Origin of the sequence: Hyphomicrobium denitrificans ATCC 51888, from assembly GCF_000143145.1 — a bacterium.
GTDB lineage: Bacteria > Pseudomonadota > Alphaproteobacteria > Rhizobiales > Hyphomicrobiaceae > Hyphomicrobium_B > Hyphomicrobium_B denitrificans.
The window spans coordinates 2,647,179-2,663,710 of record NC_014313.1; the positions used below are offsets into that span (position 1 = coordinate 2,647,179).

The 16,532-nt window shown below is 62.7% G+C and carries 16 protein-coding genes; 8 read left to right on the forward strand and 8 right to left on the reverse strand.

Annotated features, from left to right (window positions below):
- Positions 1 to 3 precede the first annotated feature (3 nt).
- Entirely contained in the window at positions 4 to 1,032 is a 1,029-nt protein-coding gene (gene lpxK, locus HDEN_RS12770; RefSeq protein WP_013216543.1) for a tetraacyldisaccharide 4'-kinase, read from the forward strand.
- Here the strand turns inward: lpxK and HDEN_RS12775 are convergent.
- Positions 1,029 to 1,265, reverse strand: a complete 237-nt coding sequence (locus HDEN_RS12775) for a DUF2093 domain-containing protein (RefSeq protein ID WP_013216544.1) — start codon at positions 1,263 to 1,265, stop codon at positions 1,029 to 1,031. The two genes, lpxK and HDEN_RS12775, sit on opposite strands and share 4 nt — an antisense overlap.
- A 112-nt stretch (positions 1,266 to 1,377) precedes the next feature.
- A complete protein-coding gene (xseA, locus tag HDEN_RS12780; protein ID WP_013216545.1) occupies positions 1,378 to 2,844 on the reverse strand; it encodes an exodeoxyribonuclease VII large subunit in 1,467 nt (488 codons plus the stop codon).
- Positions 2,845 to 2,912: 68 nt separating this feature from the next.
- Between xseA and purD the strand changes: the two genes are divergently transcribed.
- Positions 2,913 to 4,187: a phosphoribosylamine--glycine ligase gene (purD, locus tag HDEN_RS12785; protein ID WP_013216546.1), complete on the forward strand. Its 1,275-nt coding sequence runs from the start codon at positions 2,913 to 2,915 to the stop codon at positions 4,185 to 4,187.
- Positions 4,188 to 4,234: 47 nt separating this feature from the next.
- Positions 4,235 to 5,224: a patatin-like phospholipase family protein gene (locus HDEN_RS12790; protein WP_245256636.1), complete on the forward strand. Its 990-nt coding sequence runs from the start codon at positions 4,235 to 4,237 to the stop codon at positions 5,222 to 5,224.
- 140 nt (positions 5,225 to 5,364) lie between these two features.
- Here HDEN_RS12790 and HDEN_RS12795 read toward each other — a convergent pair whose 3' ends face one another.
- The gene (locus HDEN_RS12795) at positions 5,365 to 5,802 is read right to left on the reverse strand and encodes a nucleoside deaminase (RefSeq protein WP_013216548.1); all 438 of its coding nucleotides are present in this window, start codon (positions 5,800 to 5,802) and stop codon (positions 5,365 to 5,367) included.
- Positions 5,803 to 5,865: 63 nt separating this feature from the next.
- Here HDEN_RS12795 and HDEN_RS12800 point away from each other — a divergent pair, with 63 nt between their 5' ends.
- From HDEN_RS12800 to HDEN_RS12810, 3 genes are all read left to right on the forward strand, one after another.
- Positions 5,866 to 6,711 carry a pseudouridine synthase gene (locus HDEN_RS12800; RefSeq protein WP_245256637.1) on the forward strand — a complete coding sequence of 282 codons (846 nt, stop codon included), beginning with the start codon at positions 5,866 to 5,868 and terminating at the stop codon, positions 6,709 to 6,711.
- Positions 6,708 to 7,265, forward strand: a complete 558-nt coding sequence (rsmD, locus tag HDEN_RS12805; protein ID WP_013216550.1) for a 16S rRNA (guanine(966)-N(2))-methyltransferase RsmD — start codon at positions 6,708 to 6,710, stop codon at positions 7,263 to 7,265. The genes HDEN_RS12800 and rsmD overlap by 4 nt, the downstream gene beginning before the upstream one ends.
- A 140-nt stretch (positions 7,266 to 7,405) precedes the next feature.
- Positions 7,406 to 8,362: an alpha/beta fold hydrolase gene (locus HDEN_RS12810; RefSeq protein WP_013216551.1), complete on the forward strand. Its 957-nt coding sequence runs from the start codon at positions 7,406 to 7,408 to the stop codon at positions 8,360 to 8,362.
- Here HDEN_RS12810 and HDEN_RS12815 read toward each other — a convergent pair.
- Both HDEN_RS12815 and HDEN_RS12820 read right to left on the reverse strand, forming a co-directional pair.
- A complete protein-coding gene (locus tag HDEN_RS12815; protein ID WP_013216552.1) occupies positions 8,317 to 8,877 on the reverse strand; it encodes a DUF2239 family protein in 561 nt (186 codons plus the stop codon). The genes HDEN_RS12810 and HDEN_RS12815 overlap by 46 nt on opposite strands.
- Before the next feature lie 74 nt (positions 8,878 to 8,951).
- Positions 8,952 to 10,247, reverse strand: coding sequence for a sugar MFS transporter (locus tag HDEN_RS12820; protein ID WP_041922031.1), 1,296 nt, complete (start codon positions 10,245 to 10,247; stop codon positions 8,952 to 8,954).
- Positions 10,248 to 10,632: 385 nt separating this feature from the next.
- On the opposite strand from HDEN_RS12820, the gene HDEN_RS12825 reads away from it, so the two are divergent.
- Complete coding sequence (locus HDEN_RS12825) at positions 10,633 to 10,968, forward strand: (2Fe-2S)-binding protein (RefSeq protein ID WP_013216554.1); 336 nt, start codon at positions 10,633 to 10,635, stop codon at positions 10,966 to 10,968.
- Between the two features lie 140 nt (positions 10,969 to 11,108).
- The gene (bfr, locus tag HDEN_RS12830) at positions 11,109 to 11,600 is read left to right on the forward strand and encodes a bacterioferritin (RefSeq protein WP_013216555.1); all 492 of its coding nucleotides are present in this window, start codon (positions 11,109 to 11,111) and stop codon (positions 11,598 to 11,600) included.
- 246 nt (positions 11,601 to 11,846) lie between these two features.
- On the opposite strand, the gene mutL is transcribed toward bfr, so the two are convergent.
- From mutL to HDEN_RS12845, 3 genes are all read right to left on the reverse strand, one after another.
- A complete protein-coding gene (gene mutL, locus HDEN_RS12835) occupies positions 11,847 to 13,628 on the reverse strand; it encodes a DNA mismatch repair endonuclease MutL (protein WP_013216556.1) in 1,782 nt (593 codons plus the stop codon).
- 30 nt (positions 13,629 to 13,658) lie between these two features.
- Complete coding sequence (locus tag HDEN_RS12840) at positions 13,659 to 15,011, reverse strand: glucose-6-phosphate isomerase (RefSeq protein WP_013216557.1); 1,353 nt, start codon at positions 15,009 to 15,011, stop codon at positions 13,659 to 13,661.
- Between the two features lie 106 nt (positions 15,012 to 15,117).
- The gene (locus tag HDEN_RS12845) at positions 15,118 to 16,530 is read right to left on the reverse strand and encodes a M16 family metallopeptidase (RefSeq protein ID WP_013216558.1); all 1,413 of its coding nucleotides are present in this window, start codon (positions 16,528 to 16,530) and stop codon (positions 15,118 to 15,120) included.
- Positions 16,531 to 16,532: the final 2 nt, after the last annotated feature.

A 16,532-nucleotide genomic window follows, 5' to 3' on the forward strand; every position in this document is an offset into this window, starting at 1 on the left:
GCCTTGCCCGGCCGTGAACCGCGTTGGTGGTATGGCGCCGGTTGGCATTGGCAAGCGACGCTGCTTTCGCCGCTTGGGCACATCATCGGAAGCATCGCCGCCGCGCGCCTTCGCAAGACAAATTCTTATACTTCGCGGCTGCCGGTCGTCTGCATCGGCAATTTCACGGTCGGCGGATCGGGCAAGACTCCGTTGGCGTTGCTGGTCGCGCGACTTGTCGCCGACGAGGGACGCGTGCCGTGGTTTTTGTCGCGCGGATATGGCGGACGTCTTCCTGGTCCGATCCAAGTCGAACCTGGCGTGCATGGTAGCGCCGACGTCGGCGACGAACCGCTGCTGCTCGCACGCTCCGCGCCGACCGTCATTTCGCGCGACCGCGCAAAAGGCGCGCAATTCATCGAGACAGCAGCCCCCTCCAACGCCGTCATCATCATGGATGACGGGTTGCAGAATCCATCGCTTGCGAAAGACTTCGTGATTGCCGTGGTATCGGGCGATCGCGGTCTCGGAAATGGGCACGTTATTCCGGCAGGTCCGCTGCGCGCACCGCTCGCGTCGCAGATTGGGCTTGCGGATGTCATCGTCATCACCGGCCAGACGAACGCGGCGCACGGCGCTGTTCGAGAGACGTTGCAAAAGCTTACGCAGGCTCCGCTTCTCTCCGCCACAACACGAGCGTCGGAAGATGCCTCGAGCCTGCGTGGACGGCGTCTCGTCGCTTATGCGGGCATCGCCAATCCGCAGCGTTTTTTCGCGATGCTGGAAAGTCTCGGTGCGATAATTGTCGAGCGTCGCGCATTCGGCGATCATTATGCGTTCAGCGACAGCGAGGCGCGCGAACTCGTCGATACCGCGCGGCGCATGAGCGCCGATCTCGTGACGACGGAAAAAGATCTGGCGCGGTTGTCAGGTGCGAGCGGCGCAAGCGCGGAACTTCGCGATCGCTCGCGCGTGCTCAAAATCGAAACCGTGATTGAAAACGTCGATCTCGCGATCCTGAGACAGAAGATCCGCGAGGCGATCCGAACTTAAGAGCGGGTCTCGTCCTGCGCCTTGAGTTCGAGGTAGCGCTTCACCGAAATCTCAGCCGACGCGTACGCCTCCTGAGCATCGACGCTCCAATAACGCAGATTGGCGAGCGAGATCGGCTGGCCCGTCACCGCGCAGCGCACGAACTCGCCGGGGGTCAACACCTCGAACTCTCCATCGAGATAACGGAGCTTCGCCTCGTTGCGGACGCCGAAGAATTTCTCAATACGGTTCATTCTGTACCGATGTGCGGTTTCGACACTTCATAATGTTACGGTGAGCGGCTGTGTTCCGCCCGGCATCCAATCAATCCGGCGTGCATAATCTTTTTAACCTACTTCAGGCGAATTAAAAAAGAGAGCCCTGCCCTCCGCGTGTGCGGGTCTTTTGACGCGGCGGCTTTGTCCCGGCGGCAGATTCTGCCCCGGTGCCGGTCGCCGGATCGCCGTCTGCGACAACGCCGATCCGGCCGTCCGAGAACTGAACGGACAGCGCCGCACCTGGGGAAACCGACCTCGCCTGACGGACGGTTACGCCTGTTTCGTCGCGAACCAGCGCGAAGCCTCGCGACAATACGCTTTGATAGCCCAACGACTTGAGCAGCGCGCTTTTGCCATCCAGATCCCTGCGACGGACCGCCACGCGATTGATCAGCGCCTGCCCGGCGCGGCGCTCCAAAACGTCAAGTCTCTCACGGCATCTGGAATGCTTCTGAACGATCGGCTGCGCGCTCAGGCGACCGCTGACGCGCGCCAGCCGGGTGCCGTGCGCACGGGTATTGGCGAGCAACGCGCGCGACAGGCGGCGGTCGACGGCATCGAACCGCTGGCGCGGCAGCGCGATCAAGTCCTGCAGCTTGGGCAGGCCGCGCGAGGATGCCTTGAGGTGCGTTCGCGTATCGGCCAGCACGCGGCGAATAGCGGTGCGCTTGCGCAGCTGAAACTTGTCGAGCGCTTCGATCAGCTCGGAGTATTTCGGCACCGCCCATTCGGCGGCTTTCGTCGGCGTCGGCGCGCGCGCATCGGCGACGAGATCGATCAGCGTCCAGTCGGTTTCGTGGCCGACGGCGGAGATCAGGGGGATGCGGCTCTCGGCAGCGGCGCGCACGACGATTTCCTCATTGAAGCTCCAGAGGTCTTCGAGGCTGCCGCCGCCCCGCGCCACGATCAGCACGTCGGGTCGCGGGATCTTGCCGCCAATTTCCAGCGCATTGAAACCGCGAATGGCTGCCGCGACTTCCGCCGCGCTGCCTTCGCCTTGTACGCGCACCGGCCACAAAAGCACGCACGTCGGAAAGCGTTCATTGAAGCCGTGCAGCATGTCGCGGATGACGGCGCCAGTCGGCGAGGTGACGATGCCCACGACCTTCGGCAGAAACGGGCGCGGCTTCTTGCGTGCTTCCTCGAACAGGCCTTCGGCGGCGAACTTGCGCTTGCGTTCTTCGAGCAACGCCATCAGCGCGCCGGCGCCCGCAGGCTCGAGCTGTTCGATGACGATCTGATATTTCGATGAGCCTGGAAACGTCGTGATCTTGCCCTGGGCGACGACCTCCATGCCCTCCTCGGGCTTGAAGCGCAGGCGTCCAAAGCTGCCCTTCCAAATGACGGCCTCGATTTTGGCGCGGTCGTCCTTCAGGGCGAAATAGCAATGGCCGGAGGCATGCGGGCCGCGATAGCCCGAGATCTCGCCGCGCAAGCGGACGTAGCCGAATCCGTCTTCGAGGGCACGCTTGATGGCGCCCGAAAGCTCCGAGACCGAGAATTCCGGTGCGTTGGCGCCGGGGCGGGCGTCGCTGGTCGGGGGTGTTGAAGCCAATTGTCTGCCGTCTTGTCTGTTTGCGGTTCGATGATACACCAAGGCCCGAAATGCAATAGGGCACCCTGATGAACCTTCTCCTGATCGGCTCGGGCGGCCGGGAACATGCGCTTGCGTGGGCTTTGAGCGCCAGTCCTCTGCTCGACAAACTTTATTGCGCACCCGGCAATGCGGGGATCGCCGACGTCGCCGAATGCGTGCGGCTCGATCCGGCGGATCATGCGGCCGTCATCGGGTTCTGCAGAGAGCATAACATCGAACTCGTGGTGATCGGGCCGGAAGCGCCGCTGGTCGCGGGGCTTGGCGATGCGCTCGGCGTGGCGGGCATCCGTTATTTCGGACCGACGAAGGCCGCGGCGCAGCTCGAAGGCTCGAAGGGCTTCACCAAAGACCTCTGCCGCGAAGCCAACATTCCGACCGCCGCTTATGGACGCTTCAGCGATGCGGCGTCGGCGAAAACGTATCTCGCGGCGCAAAGCGTGCCAATCGTCGTCAAGGCCGATGGGCTCGCGGCAGGCAAGGGCGTCATCATCGCGACGACGCGTGAGGAAGCCGAGGCCGCTATCGACGCGTGCTTTTCCGGCGCGTTCGGTGCGGCCGGAAGCGAAGTCGTCATCGAGGAATTTCTCGACGGCGAAGAAGCGAGCTTCTTCGCGCTGTGCGACGGCGAGACCGCGCTGCCGCTCGTTTCCGCGCAGGATCACAAGCGTGTCGGCGAGGGCGACACAGGTCCGAATACCGGCGGCATGGGCGCCTATTCGCCAGCTCCGGTGATGACGCCGGAGATCACCGACCGCGTCATGCGCGAGATCATCGTGCCGACGGTCGAGACGATGGCGAAGCGCGGCACACCGTTCAAAGGCGTCCTGTTCGCGGGCCTGATGATCACGGCGAGTGGCCCGAAGCTCATCGAATACAACGTGCGCTTCGGCGATCCCGAAACGCAGGTGCTGATGATGCGGCTGAAATCCGATCTGCTTGCCGCGCTTCTCGCGACGGCGGACGGCGTGCTCAAAGATTTTGACCTGCGCTGGAGCGAGGACGCGGCGCTGACGGTCGTCATGGCGGCGAACGGCTATCCGGGAACACCGACGAAGGGAACCGAGATCAAGGGTCTTGAAGCCGCCAAGCTCATTCCCGATGTGGAGATCTTCCACGCGGGGACGCGTCGCGACGGCGATCGCCTCCTTGCGGACGGTGGCCGCGTTCTGAACGTCACGGGCCGTGGCCGGACGGTCGCGGAAGCGCGTGATGCCGCTTATGCGGCCATTGCGAAGATCGATTGGCCCGGGGGCTTTTATCGCAGCGACATTGGCTGGCGAGCCCTGCAAAGGCGCGGGTAAGCTTTAGCAACGAATGTCCTCAGGACGGACAGCGGATGGAGAAGCCCTTGACCGGTGAAACGTCCGATCTGCCGCCGATTCACGGGAAACAATTGGCGCGGACGCCCAGGATCGGCCTGGCGCTCGGCGGTGGCGGCGCGCGCGGGCTCGCGCACATCGCGATGCTCGAAGCGTTCGACGAGTTGGGCATCCGCCCGAACGTCATCGCGGGCACGTCCATCGGCGCGCTTTACGGCGCGGCCTATGCGTCGGGCATCTCAGGCAAGGATCTGCGCGATCATACGCGCCTTATCCTTGGGCAGCGCTTCGGTCTCATCCGCGATCTGTTCAATGCGACGGCGCAACCGTTTCAAAGATTGATCGGTGTGTTCGGGCGGCGGAACGCGATCCTCGATCCGCTCACGATGCTCGAAGTCATTCTGCCGAAGGACGTGAAGAGCGATTTCGCCGAATGCCAGATCCCGATCAAGATTGTCGCTTCCGATTTTTACGATCAGGAGCCTCGGGTTTTCACGGAAGGCGCGCTTCGCCCGGCCGTCGCGGCGAGCATGGCGCTGCCGGTCATTTTTCAGCCTGTGATGGATAAGGGCAAGGCGCTGATCGACGGCGGGCTGACCAATCCGCTGCCGTTTGATCTTTTGATGGGTGAAGCGGACATCGTCGTCGCAATCGACGTTTCAGGCGTGCCGGTTCCGAATTCGCGGAGGCCCGACCCGACCGCGTTCGAAGCATTGTTTTCGAGCGCGTTTCTGTTCGAGCACACGATCATCAAGGAAAAGCTGAAATCGGCGCAACCCGATATTCTGATCAACGCGGGCACGAGCCATTATCAGGTGCTCGACTTTTTGAAGTTCGATCAAATTCTGGAAGCGGCGGCGCCCGCGAAAGAGAAGCTGAAGCAGCAGCTGACGCGCGTTCTGTCGGTCGAGACGCTGCCGGAGCTTACCGCCCCGGCTGAGGCTCCACTGACTGTGCTCGAAGCGCCAAAGCGCAAACGCCGCGGTCTGCTTTCGCGCACCCGGAAGGCGCGCGATTAGACGGCGGTTGCGAAAGCTTCCTTCCTCGCCCGTCCTTAGGGGGAGCGGGTTGGGGTCAAGTGCGGCAACAGCAGAGCAAGCGGCTGCCCCTCACCCTAACCCTCTCCCCATGCAAAGTGCAGGGCATGGGGCGAGGGAAATTATTGTTCGCGTTTTGCGGCGAAGAAGGATTTGAGGAGTGCGGCGGACTCGGGTTCGGCGAGGCCGGGATAGACCTCGGGCGCGTGATGGCAGGTCTGCTGGCTGAAGATGCGCGGTCCGTGCTCGACACCGCCGCTTTTCGGGTCGCCAGCCCCGTAATAGAGCCGCCGGATACGCGCGAAGGAGATCGCGGCCGCGCACATCGGACAGGGCTCCAATGTCACGTAGAGATCGCAATCGACCAGACGCTCGGTTTCCAGAACCGAGCAGGCGGCGCGGATCGCCAGAATTTCGGCATGGGCCGTCGGGTCGTTAAGCTCACGCGTACGGTTGCCCGCGAGCACCAAAACATCGCCCGAGGCGGATACGATGACCGCCCCGACGGGCACCTCGCCGCGCTCGGCCGCCGCCCGCGCCTCATCGAGCGCTAACGACATATGGCTTCGCGCGCCGGTCGATGTCATAAGCTCGCGTTCTTTGCTCACATCGAATCCATCGAAATGGCCAAACCGATCACTTCCAATACCGCAGAAACGCGCGACGGTCCGATGCGCATCGCCAAGGCGATGGCGCGCGCCGGGCTTTGCTCGCGCCGCGAGGCCGAACGCTGGATCGCCGATGGGCGTGTCAGCGTCAACGGTAAGCTGCTGAAAACGCCCGCCTGCGAGGTTGGCCCGAAAGACAAGGTCATCGTCGACGGCAAACCGCTGCCGGCCGCGTCGACGCCCCAGCTCTGGCGCTATCACAAGCCAAAGGGCGTCGTCACCACCCATTCGGACCCACAGGGGCGCCCGACGGTGTTCGAAAAGCTGCCGCCGGAAATGCCGCGCGTGATTTCGATCGGCCGCCTCGATTTCAATACGGAAGGACTGCTGCTGCTGACGACCGATGGGGCGCTGGCGCGGCATTTCGAACTTCCCGCCAACGGCTGGGTGCGGCGTTACAGGGTGCGCGCCAAGGGCCGGGTTACGCCCGCCGACCTCGCCAAGCTCAAGGACGGCGTCGAGATCGACGGCGTCAGCTATGGGCCGATCGAAGCTTCCGTCGATACCGTGCAAGGCGCGAATTCGTGGCTGTCGATCTCGATCCGCGAAGGCAAGAACCGCGAGGTTCGCAACGTGCTGGCTTACCTCGGTTTGACGGTGAACCGGCTGATCCGCGTGTCGTTCGGACCGTTCCAATTGCTCGACCTTGCGCCGGGCGCGGTGGAAGCCGTGCGCCGCCGCGTGCTCGTCGCGCAGCTCGGGCCGAAAGCTGCCGCGAGCCTCGGACTTTCCGAGAGCCAGGAAGAGCGCAAGGAACGCCATGCGCGCGGCAAGGCGGCGAGCGGGAGCCGCGACGAATGAGAGTCGTCGCAGGACGTTTTCGCGGCCGGGCACTCGTCGCGCCGGACGACATGGGTATTCGTCCGACGTCTGATCGTGTGCGCGAAAGCGTGTTCAATATTCTGATGCACGGCATCGAAGATTTCACGCTCGCCGGTGCGCGGGTCATCGATCTTTTTGCCGGTACGGGCGCGCTCGGCATCGAGGCGGTGTCGCGCGGCGCGGCTTTCTGTCTGTTCGTCGAAGAAGCGGCAGACGCGCGAGCACTCATCCGCCGCAACGTCGAAGCTCTGGGGCTCACGGGCGAGACGCGCATTTTCCGCCGCGACGCCACCGATCTCGGACCGGCCGGGAACATGGAGCCTTACGGGCTCGCATTTCTCGATCCGCCTTATGGCAAAGGCTTGGGCGAAAAGGCACTTGCGGGCCTTGTCGATGGAAACTGGCTGAAGCCCGGCGCGATCTGCATTCTGGAAGAAAAGGCGGGACTGGCTCTCGCGCTGCCTTCGAGGCTGGAACAGATCGACTCGCGAAGCTGGGGCGAAACGGAAGTCCGGTTTCTCCGGCTCACATAGCGCGGCGGATTCGGCCGATTGATCCATCGCATCGCGAGTTGGTTAAGGACACCTTATCCATCCGGCCTATCTTGAACGAACCGTTTCCAATCCTTTTGTGTGTGACTTGCGGTAATTGGGACGTGATCGGATGATAGGTCATGGTCTGGCTGCCGAGCGAAATCTGGAGTGAGAGGCGTTTCCGCGGATTGCCGTCCGCTGTCGCAGGCGACGCTGCGTTTCGCGTTTTCTGCACGCCTGCGATTTCCGAACGACGCGCCGTGAACCATCATCAGCTTACCGAGCGGGCGCGCTATCATCTGCGCAATGCGCATTGGGAGCGCCTCGAGACGCCCGTCGGCGAGGTGCAGACGTATGTCTTCGAGCCCGACGAGCAGATTGCGGACGACATCGTCCTGATCGTGCACGGATGGACGGGCGAGTCTTCCTTCATGACGGCGATGGCCGAAGCGATACGGCGCAGAGGTTTTCGCGTCGCGCTATTCGATCTGCCTGCGCATGGGCTGAGCAGCGGCCGTTCGACGAACCTCATCGACTGCGCACGCGCGACAGTTTCTGTTGCCGAGCAACTCGGCCCCGTTCACGCGCTCGTCACGCATTCGTTCGGCGGACTGATCTCACTCGTCGCTGCCGAAGGCCACGCGCCGATGCAGGGCAAGCTGAAGACAAAGCACATCGCGCTGATCGCCAGTCCCAACCATCTCTCGGATGTCACGGATCATTTCTCGCGGCATTGGGAACTGGATCCTGACGGCCGCCGCGCGTTCGAGCATCGGCTTGAAAGACTTGGCGGACGCTCGCTCAATTGTTTTGCGGCGGCGAAACTGCTTCCGGCGAGCGGCCTCAGCGGCCTCGTCATTCACGCGCCGGATGATGCCGACGTGCCGTTCCGTTGCGCCGAAGAAATCGTCGACAGCGTGCCGGATATGGAACTTCACTCGTTCAACGGGCTAGGCCATCGCAACATTCTGTTTGCGTCGCCGGTGGCGCGGACCGTGACCTCGTACCTCAAACGAACGGTGCAGCGGCAGCCCGCCGAAAATCGTGTCTATCAACCGGCCGCTGCGAATGCTCCAGCTGCGAGCGTATCGGCATAGTCGCGGATGCCCGGCGGCCAATCGCGAATGAGTTTCTCGAAGGCCGGGCGGTCCTTCGCGAACAGCGCACGCATCGCCTCTTCGAAGCCTGGACGATTGCCCGCCATCGCCGACATGAACTTGTAGGCGCGTTCCTGCGCGTCACGTGCGTTTGTGACGCCGGTGTTCGCGCGACGCGCGTCCTCGACGAGCTTGCGTAGCGTTACCGAGGCGCCGCCCGGCTGTTTCGCCAGCCAGTCCCAATGGCGCGGCAGCAGCGTTACCTCGCGCGCAACGACGCCGAGCTTGGGCCGTCCCGGGCCACGCGTCTCGTCTGCTGCAGGTCGCGAGGTCGGCTGTCCGGTGTCTCGCAGATCGAAATCGACCTGGGTGCCGGTTGTATCATCAAAGATCAGGATGGCTGCGTCAGGCTGGCGCGACAGGCGCGCGTTGATTGCGACGGTCAACTCGGACCTGGAGCCGGTCGCCAACTTCATGTCGCCGTCGAAGGCCGTGAATTGAGATGGTTCCTGCATCGGCCACCGCTCCAGTTTTGACTGGAGGCTATTTACCCGGGTAAAATATAAATAGCAATACTACCCGGGTTAAATTATTTGGCAGCCGGGGCGGGCGCGTGGCTGTGACCGCTCAGACCGTAGTGCAGGATGTACAGGTAGCTCGGCACGGCGAGGATGAGATACGCGAGCTGGAAATCGATGTGCTGCTTCAAAAGCGCGAAGGCGTAGGGCATCAGCGCGCCGCCGACGACGCCCATGACCAGCAGCGCCGAGCCGGTTTCCGTATGTCGCCCAAGATCGCGGATCGCGAGCGGGAAGATCGCCGGCCACATCATTGCGTTAGCGAAGCCGAGGCTGGCGATGAAGCCGACGGAGACGTAGCCGGTCGTCAGATACGCTCCGATCGCCAGGACGACGCCAAGGGCCGCCGAGATGGCGAGATAAGCCTGTTGTGACGCGAACTTCGGGATCAGCAGCAGTCCGGCGACGTAGCCGACGAGCATCGCGAACAACGTGTAGGACGTGAACAGCCGCGTCGCATCGAGCGGGAGGCCGAAGCCTGCGCCGTAGATGCCGATCGCATCGCCCGCCAAGACCTCGAGGCCGACGTACAGAAACAGGCACAACACGCCGAGCCAGAGATGGGGAAAGCGGAAGATGCTCTGATGCTGCGCGGAGATTTCCGTCGCACTGCTACTGCCTGCGTCCTGGGTGCGAACGTCCGGCAGATTGGAGCGCGCGATCCAGATCGCCAGCGCCGCCAGCAGCCCCGCCATGATCATGTACGGGCCATAGACCTGCGCGGCGAAGGCATCGAGCAGAGCCTCGCGTGCGGCCGGCGTCGGCGCGGCTTTCACACGCGCATCGAAGTGATCGAGGCCGTAAAGGACGAGCGCGCCGAAAACGAGCGGCGCGAGGACTCCCGCGAATTTATTGCAGATGCCCATGACCGCGATGCGCCGCGCCGCACTTTCGCTTGGCCCTAGAATGCAAACGTAGGGATTGGACGCCGTTTGCAGCAGAGACAGCCCCGCGCCGATCACGAACAATCCTGTGAGCGTGCCAGGGTATTGCCGCGCTGTGGTGAAGTGACCGAAGACGACGGCTCCGGCAGCCATGACGAACAAACCGAGTGCCATGCCCTTCTTCATGCCCGTCCGGCGCAGCACTGCGGACGACGGCAGCGCCAGGAAAAAATACGAGAGGTAGAATGCCATCGGCACCAGGAAGGCGTTCACATCGTCGAGGTCGAAGGCGAGCTTGACGAAGGTGATCAGAGGCCCGTTCAGCCAGGTCACGAAGCCGAAGATGAAGAACAGGACGCCGATTGTGACGATGGGGCCGAATAGGCTGGATTCGGCATCGCGGTTTGAGGTCTGGGAGGTCACAGCGACGCGGGCCGTTCCGCTGACGGACGGTGCGCCTGTGCCTGCTCCGCACGCTGCGGCATCCTGACGTGGGCTGCACGACTCATCGGGCGGCGGAGCCAAGCCGAATCTCGCAGTAAAATCAGAGCTATTTTCATCGATGCCGCATTCGCCTCCCACCGCCTGGATCAACCTTAGGCGAACAGCGATCTACGTGCATCCTCCCCGTGTAATTACGGCCCCAACAATCGCCGGAAACGCTTTAATTTGGTGGCTTTTTGCACTATGTCTAAGATGTTAAAAGTTGACTTGACTAATGTATACTTTTTCGCGCAACTAAGAGCCAAGTTACCCTCGCGGGTATCCGATGCCGGGGCCTTGAACCCCGATTGATTGGAGCCGAAACGTGATCATTTGTTCGTGCGCCGTTATCTCTGATCGGGATATCGAGATTGCCGTCTCGGAAATCATGAGTTCGGACCCCGGACTGCTGCCGACGCCAGGCGTCGTTTTCCGCCATCTCAACAAGAAAATGAACTGCTGCCGCTGCGCTCCCGTTGCCGTGAGCACGATTTACGCCGCGATGGACCGCCTCGAACAAACCACCCGCGTATGCCCGTTCGCTCTTGCCGAAGCGCGCGCCAAGCTGATCCGCATCGAAGAACGCCGCGAGCGCCGTCAGCGCCGCATCGACGACGCCTACGCCAATCGTCGGCTTTCCACAGCGACCGCCGTCGCCTGATCCAAAAAAGCTGGAAAAACCGTCAGGGGCTGCGACACACGTTGCGGCCGCGGATTTTTTTATTCCAATCCGATACCGGTCTAGTTTAGAACAGTTCTGGTTTAGCCAGAGCGCTGGCGCATTTCGGCTTGGAGCGGCACATGAAGGGCAACAAAGAAGTCATCACACGGCTCAATGAGGCATTGAAGCTCGAGCTGGGCGCTATCAATCAGTATTGGTTGCATTATCGCCTCCTGGACAACTGGGGATTTAAGAAGCTCGCCAAGAAAGAGCGCAAGGAATCGATCGAGGAAATGGAGCATGCGGACCGGCTGATCGACCGCATCATCTTCCTCGACGGACATCCCAACCTGCAGCACGTCGCGCCGCTGATGATCGGCGAGAACCTGAAAGAAGTTCTGGAATGCGATCTCAAGGGCGAGAACATCGCTCGCGATCACTACAAGAAATCGCGCGAGATCTGTCGCGACCTCGGCGACTACGTGACGATGGACCTGTTCGAAAGCCTGCTGAAGGATGAGGAAGGCCACATCGACTTCCTCGAGACGCAGCTCGATCTGCTGTCGCGCATCGGCATCGAGAACTACGGCCAGCTCAACGCGGAAAGCGCGGACGAAAGCGGCGATCACTAAGTAACTGCACGTCATCCTCGAGCGGGCGACCTGTTAGACCTGCTCGGGGATTTGCGCGCACATCGCATCGCACATCTTCATTTGTTTTGAGCCTTCGGCGCATTTTGCGCTGGATCCCCGGCCTTCGCCGCGCAAGACGCGGCTCGGCCGAGGATGACGGCAAGGGTGATAGCTCCACGCAGCGGGCGGCTAACGCCTTTTTTGTTGGCGCTTGCGACTGCGCTCCGCGCAGCCGGCCGCAAGCGCCTATCGTCTCCCGAACAGTCGTTCGATGTCGGAGAGTTTGAGCGCGACGTAGGTCGGGCGGCCGTGATTGCATTGGCCGGAATAGGGCGTCGCCTCCATCTGGCGGAGAAGCGCGTTCATTTCCTCGACCGTCAAGCGCCGCCCCGAGCGCACGCTGCCGTGACACGCCATGCGCGACGCGACGGCTTCCAGACGATCCTTCAACGCGCGCGCCGTTCCGTCGGCGCGAAGCTCAGCGGCGAGATCCTTCACGAGCCCGTCGATGTCGGTATCGCCGAGTAGCGCGGGCGTCTCGCGGACCGCGACGGCGCCTTCCCCAAAACTTTCGAGCACCAGTCCGAGCTCGGCGAGTTCATCGGCGCGAGTACACAGTAGCTCTGCATCGTCGGGATCGAGCGTGACGATCGCGGGTATGAGAAGCCCCTGCGTCGCCACTCCGCCGTTCGTCAGCGCGACTTTGAATTTCTCATAAACCAGACGTTCGTGCGCGGCGTGTTGATCGACGATGACGAGGCCGTCACGCGTCTGCGCCACGATGTAATTCTCGTGCACTTGCGCACGCACCGCGCCGAGCGGCTTGTCGATCGTCTGCTCGTGCCGTTCCGGTTCCGGCGCCCGCATGTCGGCGCTTGGCGTATCTATTTCCGCGAAGGCAACGGGTGCGGGTTCCGCGAAAGCCGCAGTCTGCGGCGGAAGCGCGGGCGGCGCACTCGGAAGCACGCCGGCTGAAAAGGTCTCGATCGTCAGCACACCGCCTTGTGCCGAAGCGCGATGCCCGGCTGCTTCCAATGCCTGTCGCATTGCGCCGATCATCAGGCTGCGCACGCGGCCCGCGTCGCGAAACCGGACCTCGGCTTTCGCCGGGTGCACGTTCACGTCAACATCGGGCGGCGCGACGTCGAGAAAAATCGCCAGCAGCGGTGAGCGCCCGCGCGGAATCAAATCGCCATAGGCGGCGCGGATCGCACCGATCAACAGCTTGTCCTTCACCGAGCGGCCGTTGACGAACAGGAATTGCTGCATGCTGTCTGCTCGGTGCAACGTCGGCAGACCGATGAAGCCGAACACGCGCATCGGCCCGAGCGCGCCGCTGCCGCCGCCAGAAATCTCCAGCGCATCGGCCATGAACTCATGCCCCATGATTGCGCCAAGGCGTTCGAGCCAGGCCGAGGACGAACGCTCGCCGCGCGGATAAACGACTGGTCGCTTCTCGCCGGTCTGCAGCGTGAATCCGATTTCGGGATGCGCCATCGCGAGACGGCGAACGACGTCGGTGACGGCCATCGTCTCGGCGCGTTCCGACTTCAGGAACTTGAGACGCGCAGGCGTCGCCGAAAAAAGATCGCGAACCTCGACGATCGTTCCGGAATTGGCCGCTGCCGGTTTGATGCTCTCCTTCGCGCCGCGCATGACGCGGATTGAAAACCCCTGTTCGCTGTCGCGCCGACGCGAGCGAATTTCCAGTTCGGCAATCGAGCCGATGGATGGCAGCGCTTCGCCGCGAAAGCCGAGCGAGCGAATGTCGAAAAGATCTTCCTCGTCGAGCTTCGAGGTGGCGTGACGTTCGACGGCGAGCGCCAGATCGTCTGCGTTCATGCCGGAGCCGTCGTCGGTTACGCGGATCAGCGATAAGCCACCGTCGGTCACGACGATTTCAATGTGCGTCGCGCCGGAATCGATGGCGTTCTCGACGAGTTCCTTGACGACGCTCGCCGGGCGCTCGATCACCTCGCCCGCTGCGATGCGGTTCACCGTCTCGGGACTGAGCTGGCGGATCGCCACGGCGACCGTCTCCTCGATGCAAAGGGCGCGTTAAGCGCCCTTGGCGAGGCGCTCCCTGGTCAGGACTTTGGCAAGCTCGACGGCGGGCTGGTCGAACGGATCGAGCCCAAGCAGGCGGCCTGCGAGAATCGTTTCGATCATAAAGTGCATCAGCAGCGCGCCGAGCGTTTTTTCATCGAGTTTTGCAAGGTCGATTGTGCGCACCGGCCGGCCGGCGCGGGCCAGCGCTTCGGGCACCGCGTGCGCCTGCGCGGCAACGATGTCGCCGATGGTGTGGCCGCCGAGCATATCGGCGCCCGCCAGCTTCGCGAGACTGGCGTCGATCTTCGGGCCGACGCCCTGGCTCGCGACGCGAATGATCGTCAGATAGTGCTCGCGCGGGCCGTCCATGAACAGTTGCAACTGGCTGTGCTGATCGAGGGGGCCGAGCGCGCCGATGGGCGATGTGCCCTCGCCGCCTTTGCCCAGGCTTTCCGCCCAGAGTTGCACGAACCAGGCGGCGAGACGGCCAAGGCGATCTGCGTACGGCATCATGACGAGCGTCTTGATGCCTTTCTCTTTCGACAACGCGACGGCGGTCGCAGCCCCGACGGCGGGCGCAAAATCTTCAGCGTTCTTCGAAGCAAGAAGCGCATCCACGACCGACTTGGCTCCGGCGCGAATGGCGCGCACGTCGAGGCCGCGCGCGATTGCGGGCATCAGGCCGACGTTCGTCAAACACGAGAAGCGGCCGCCGATGCCGGTGTGATGCTCGAGCATCGGAATGTTGAATTTCGCGAAGAGCGTGCGGAGGCCGTTCGCCTTGCCGGGCTTTTCCGGCTCGGTGATGCCGAGAAACAGGTTCGGGATCTGCGCTTCGAGGCCGGCTGCCTTCACGGCGGAGAGCGTTGCGATGGCCTGCGCCAATGTTTCAGCGGTGCCGCCCGATTTCGACGTCACGATAAAGCGCGTCTTAGCGAGGTCGACGGTGCTCAAAACTCCTGCGAGCGTTTCGCCATCGAGATTGTCATAGAAGCGTGTGCGCGGGCGCAACTTCTGGGCTTCGGTCACGACGCCGGGAATTTTCCACCCGGCGAGTTGCGCCAGCGTCTGCCCGCCGAGGCTCGATCCGCCGGTGCCGAAAAATATCAGCTTCTCCGCGCCCTCGCTCAACCGGGCAAGCGCGGCTTCGGCGGCGTCGATGTCGGCGGTGTCCTCGACGATGCGCAGCAGCGCCAGCCGATTCTCGCGATAGTCGTCCTTCAGCGTCGCGACGTGCGGCTCGATGCGCTGCAGCCAAGCGGCGTACGCGGACGGCGCGAGACCGTGCTCGCCGATCGCCGCTTCAAGACATCCGCCAATGTTCTGCTGGAAATTGCTTCCGTCGTGCTGCACGTCCTGCATGGCGCTTCAAACGCTCCCGGCTGAAAACCGGTTCCCGCGTAGCCCATTTCAGGAGCACGGCCAAGAGGCGGAAGGCCCCACCAAATTTATTCGGCGGGGCCTTAATTCAGCCGCGCGTCGGCGCTGCGACGCGGCTTTGAGCCGCCGGAATTTCCGACTTCATTCCATCCGGCTTGCCGACCACCGTGACGATCAGGTCGTTGGATTTCAGAAGGCGCGCGGCGACGCGCTTGGCATCGGCCAACGTTACCGCATCGATCATCTTGTTGCGGTTCTCGACGTAGTCCGGGCCGAAGCCTTCCTGCATCAGACCCAGAAGCTGCGAAGCGATTTTCGAGTTCGTGTCGAAGCGCAGCGCGTACGAGCCGGTCAGATACGATTTCGCGGCGTCGAGATCGGCTTCCGTCGGTCCGTTCTCGGCCATCTTCTTCATCTCGTTGCGGATGATGTCGAGGCTTTCGCTCATGGACGCGTTCTTGGTCGCCACGCTGCCGACGAGGATCGACGTGATCTTGTCGGGCTGAACGTAGCTGTAAACCGAGTAGGCGAGACCGCGTTTCTCGCGCACCTCTTCCATCAGCTTGGCGGAAAAGCCGCCGCCGCCGAGGATGTGATTGATGATGAAAGCCGCCATGAAGTCGGGGTCTTTGCGCGGCATTGCGCCGAGCCCGAAGATCGCGACCGATTGCGGCACGCCCATCTCGATCACGCGCTGACTGCCGCCCGTCGGCTCCGTCTTGGCGACAGGCATGAGCTCGGCTTTCGCCGGAAGATTGCCGAACACATCGTCGATGAGCTTGCCAAGCTCGGCGGGCGTGATGTCGCCAACGGCGACGATCTTCAAGTTATCGCGCGCGAAAATACGCTTGTGATAGGCGATGAGATCGTCGCGATTGATCTTCGAAACGGTTTCCGCCGTGCCGCTCGACGGACGAGCATACGGATGGCCCGCGAACGCCTGCGCGTACCATTCGCGCATCGCGACCTTCGTCGGGTCCTTATCGGAGTAGATGATATTGGCGACCAGCTGCTGACGGATGCGCTGGACGGCGTCATCGTCAAAGCGCGGCTTCTGAACCGAAAGCTTCAGAAGCTCGACGGCCTTGTCGCGGTTGGCGCTCAACGTCTCGAAGGAGCCGTACAGCGAGTCCTTCGTATCGTCGTAGCTCATGCGCATGGAAATATCTTCCACGCGCTCCTGATACTCTTCCGAAGTCAGATCGCCGGCGCCTTCGTCCATCATCGCGGTGATGAAATTGGCAACCCCCGGCTTGCCTTCAGGGTCCTGGCTGCTGCCGCCGTCGAAGGCGTAGCGCATCGAGATGAGAGGAACGCTGCGCTCTTCGACGAGCCAGGCCTGGATGCCGCCCGGCGATGTAATCTGCTGAATGTTCATTGCTGCCGCCGGACGAGTGAATGAAAGAAGCGCGATAGACGTCACCATCGCCAAGGTCAAAGCGATGTTGTGACGTGCCACGGCGCGACCCGCCGTAGCAATCCCACGGGACAGGATCTGCATCA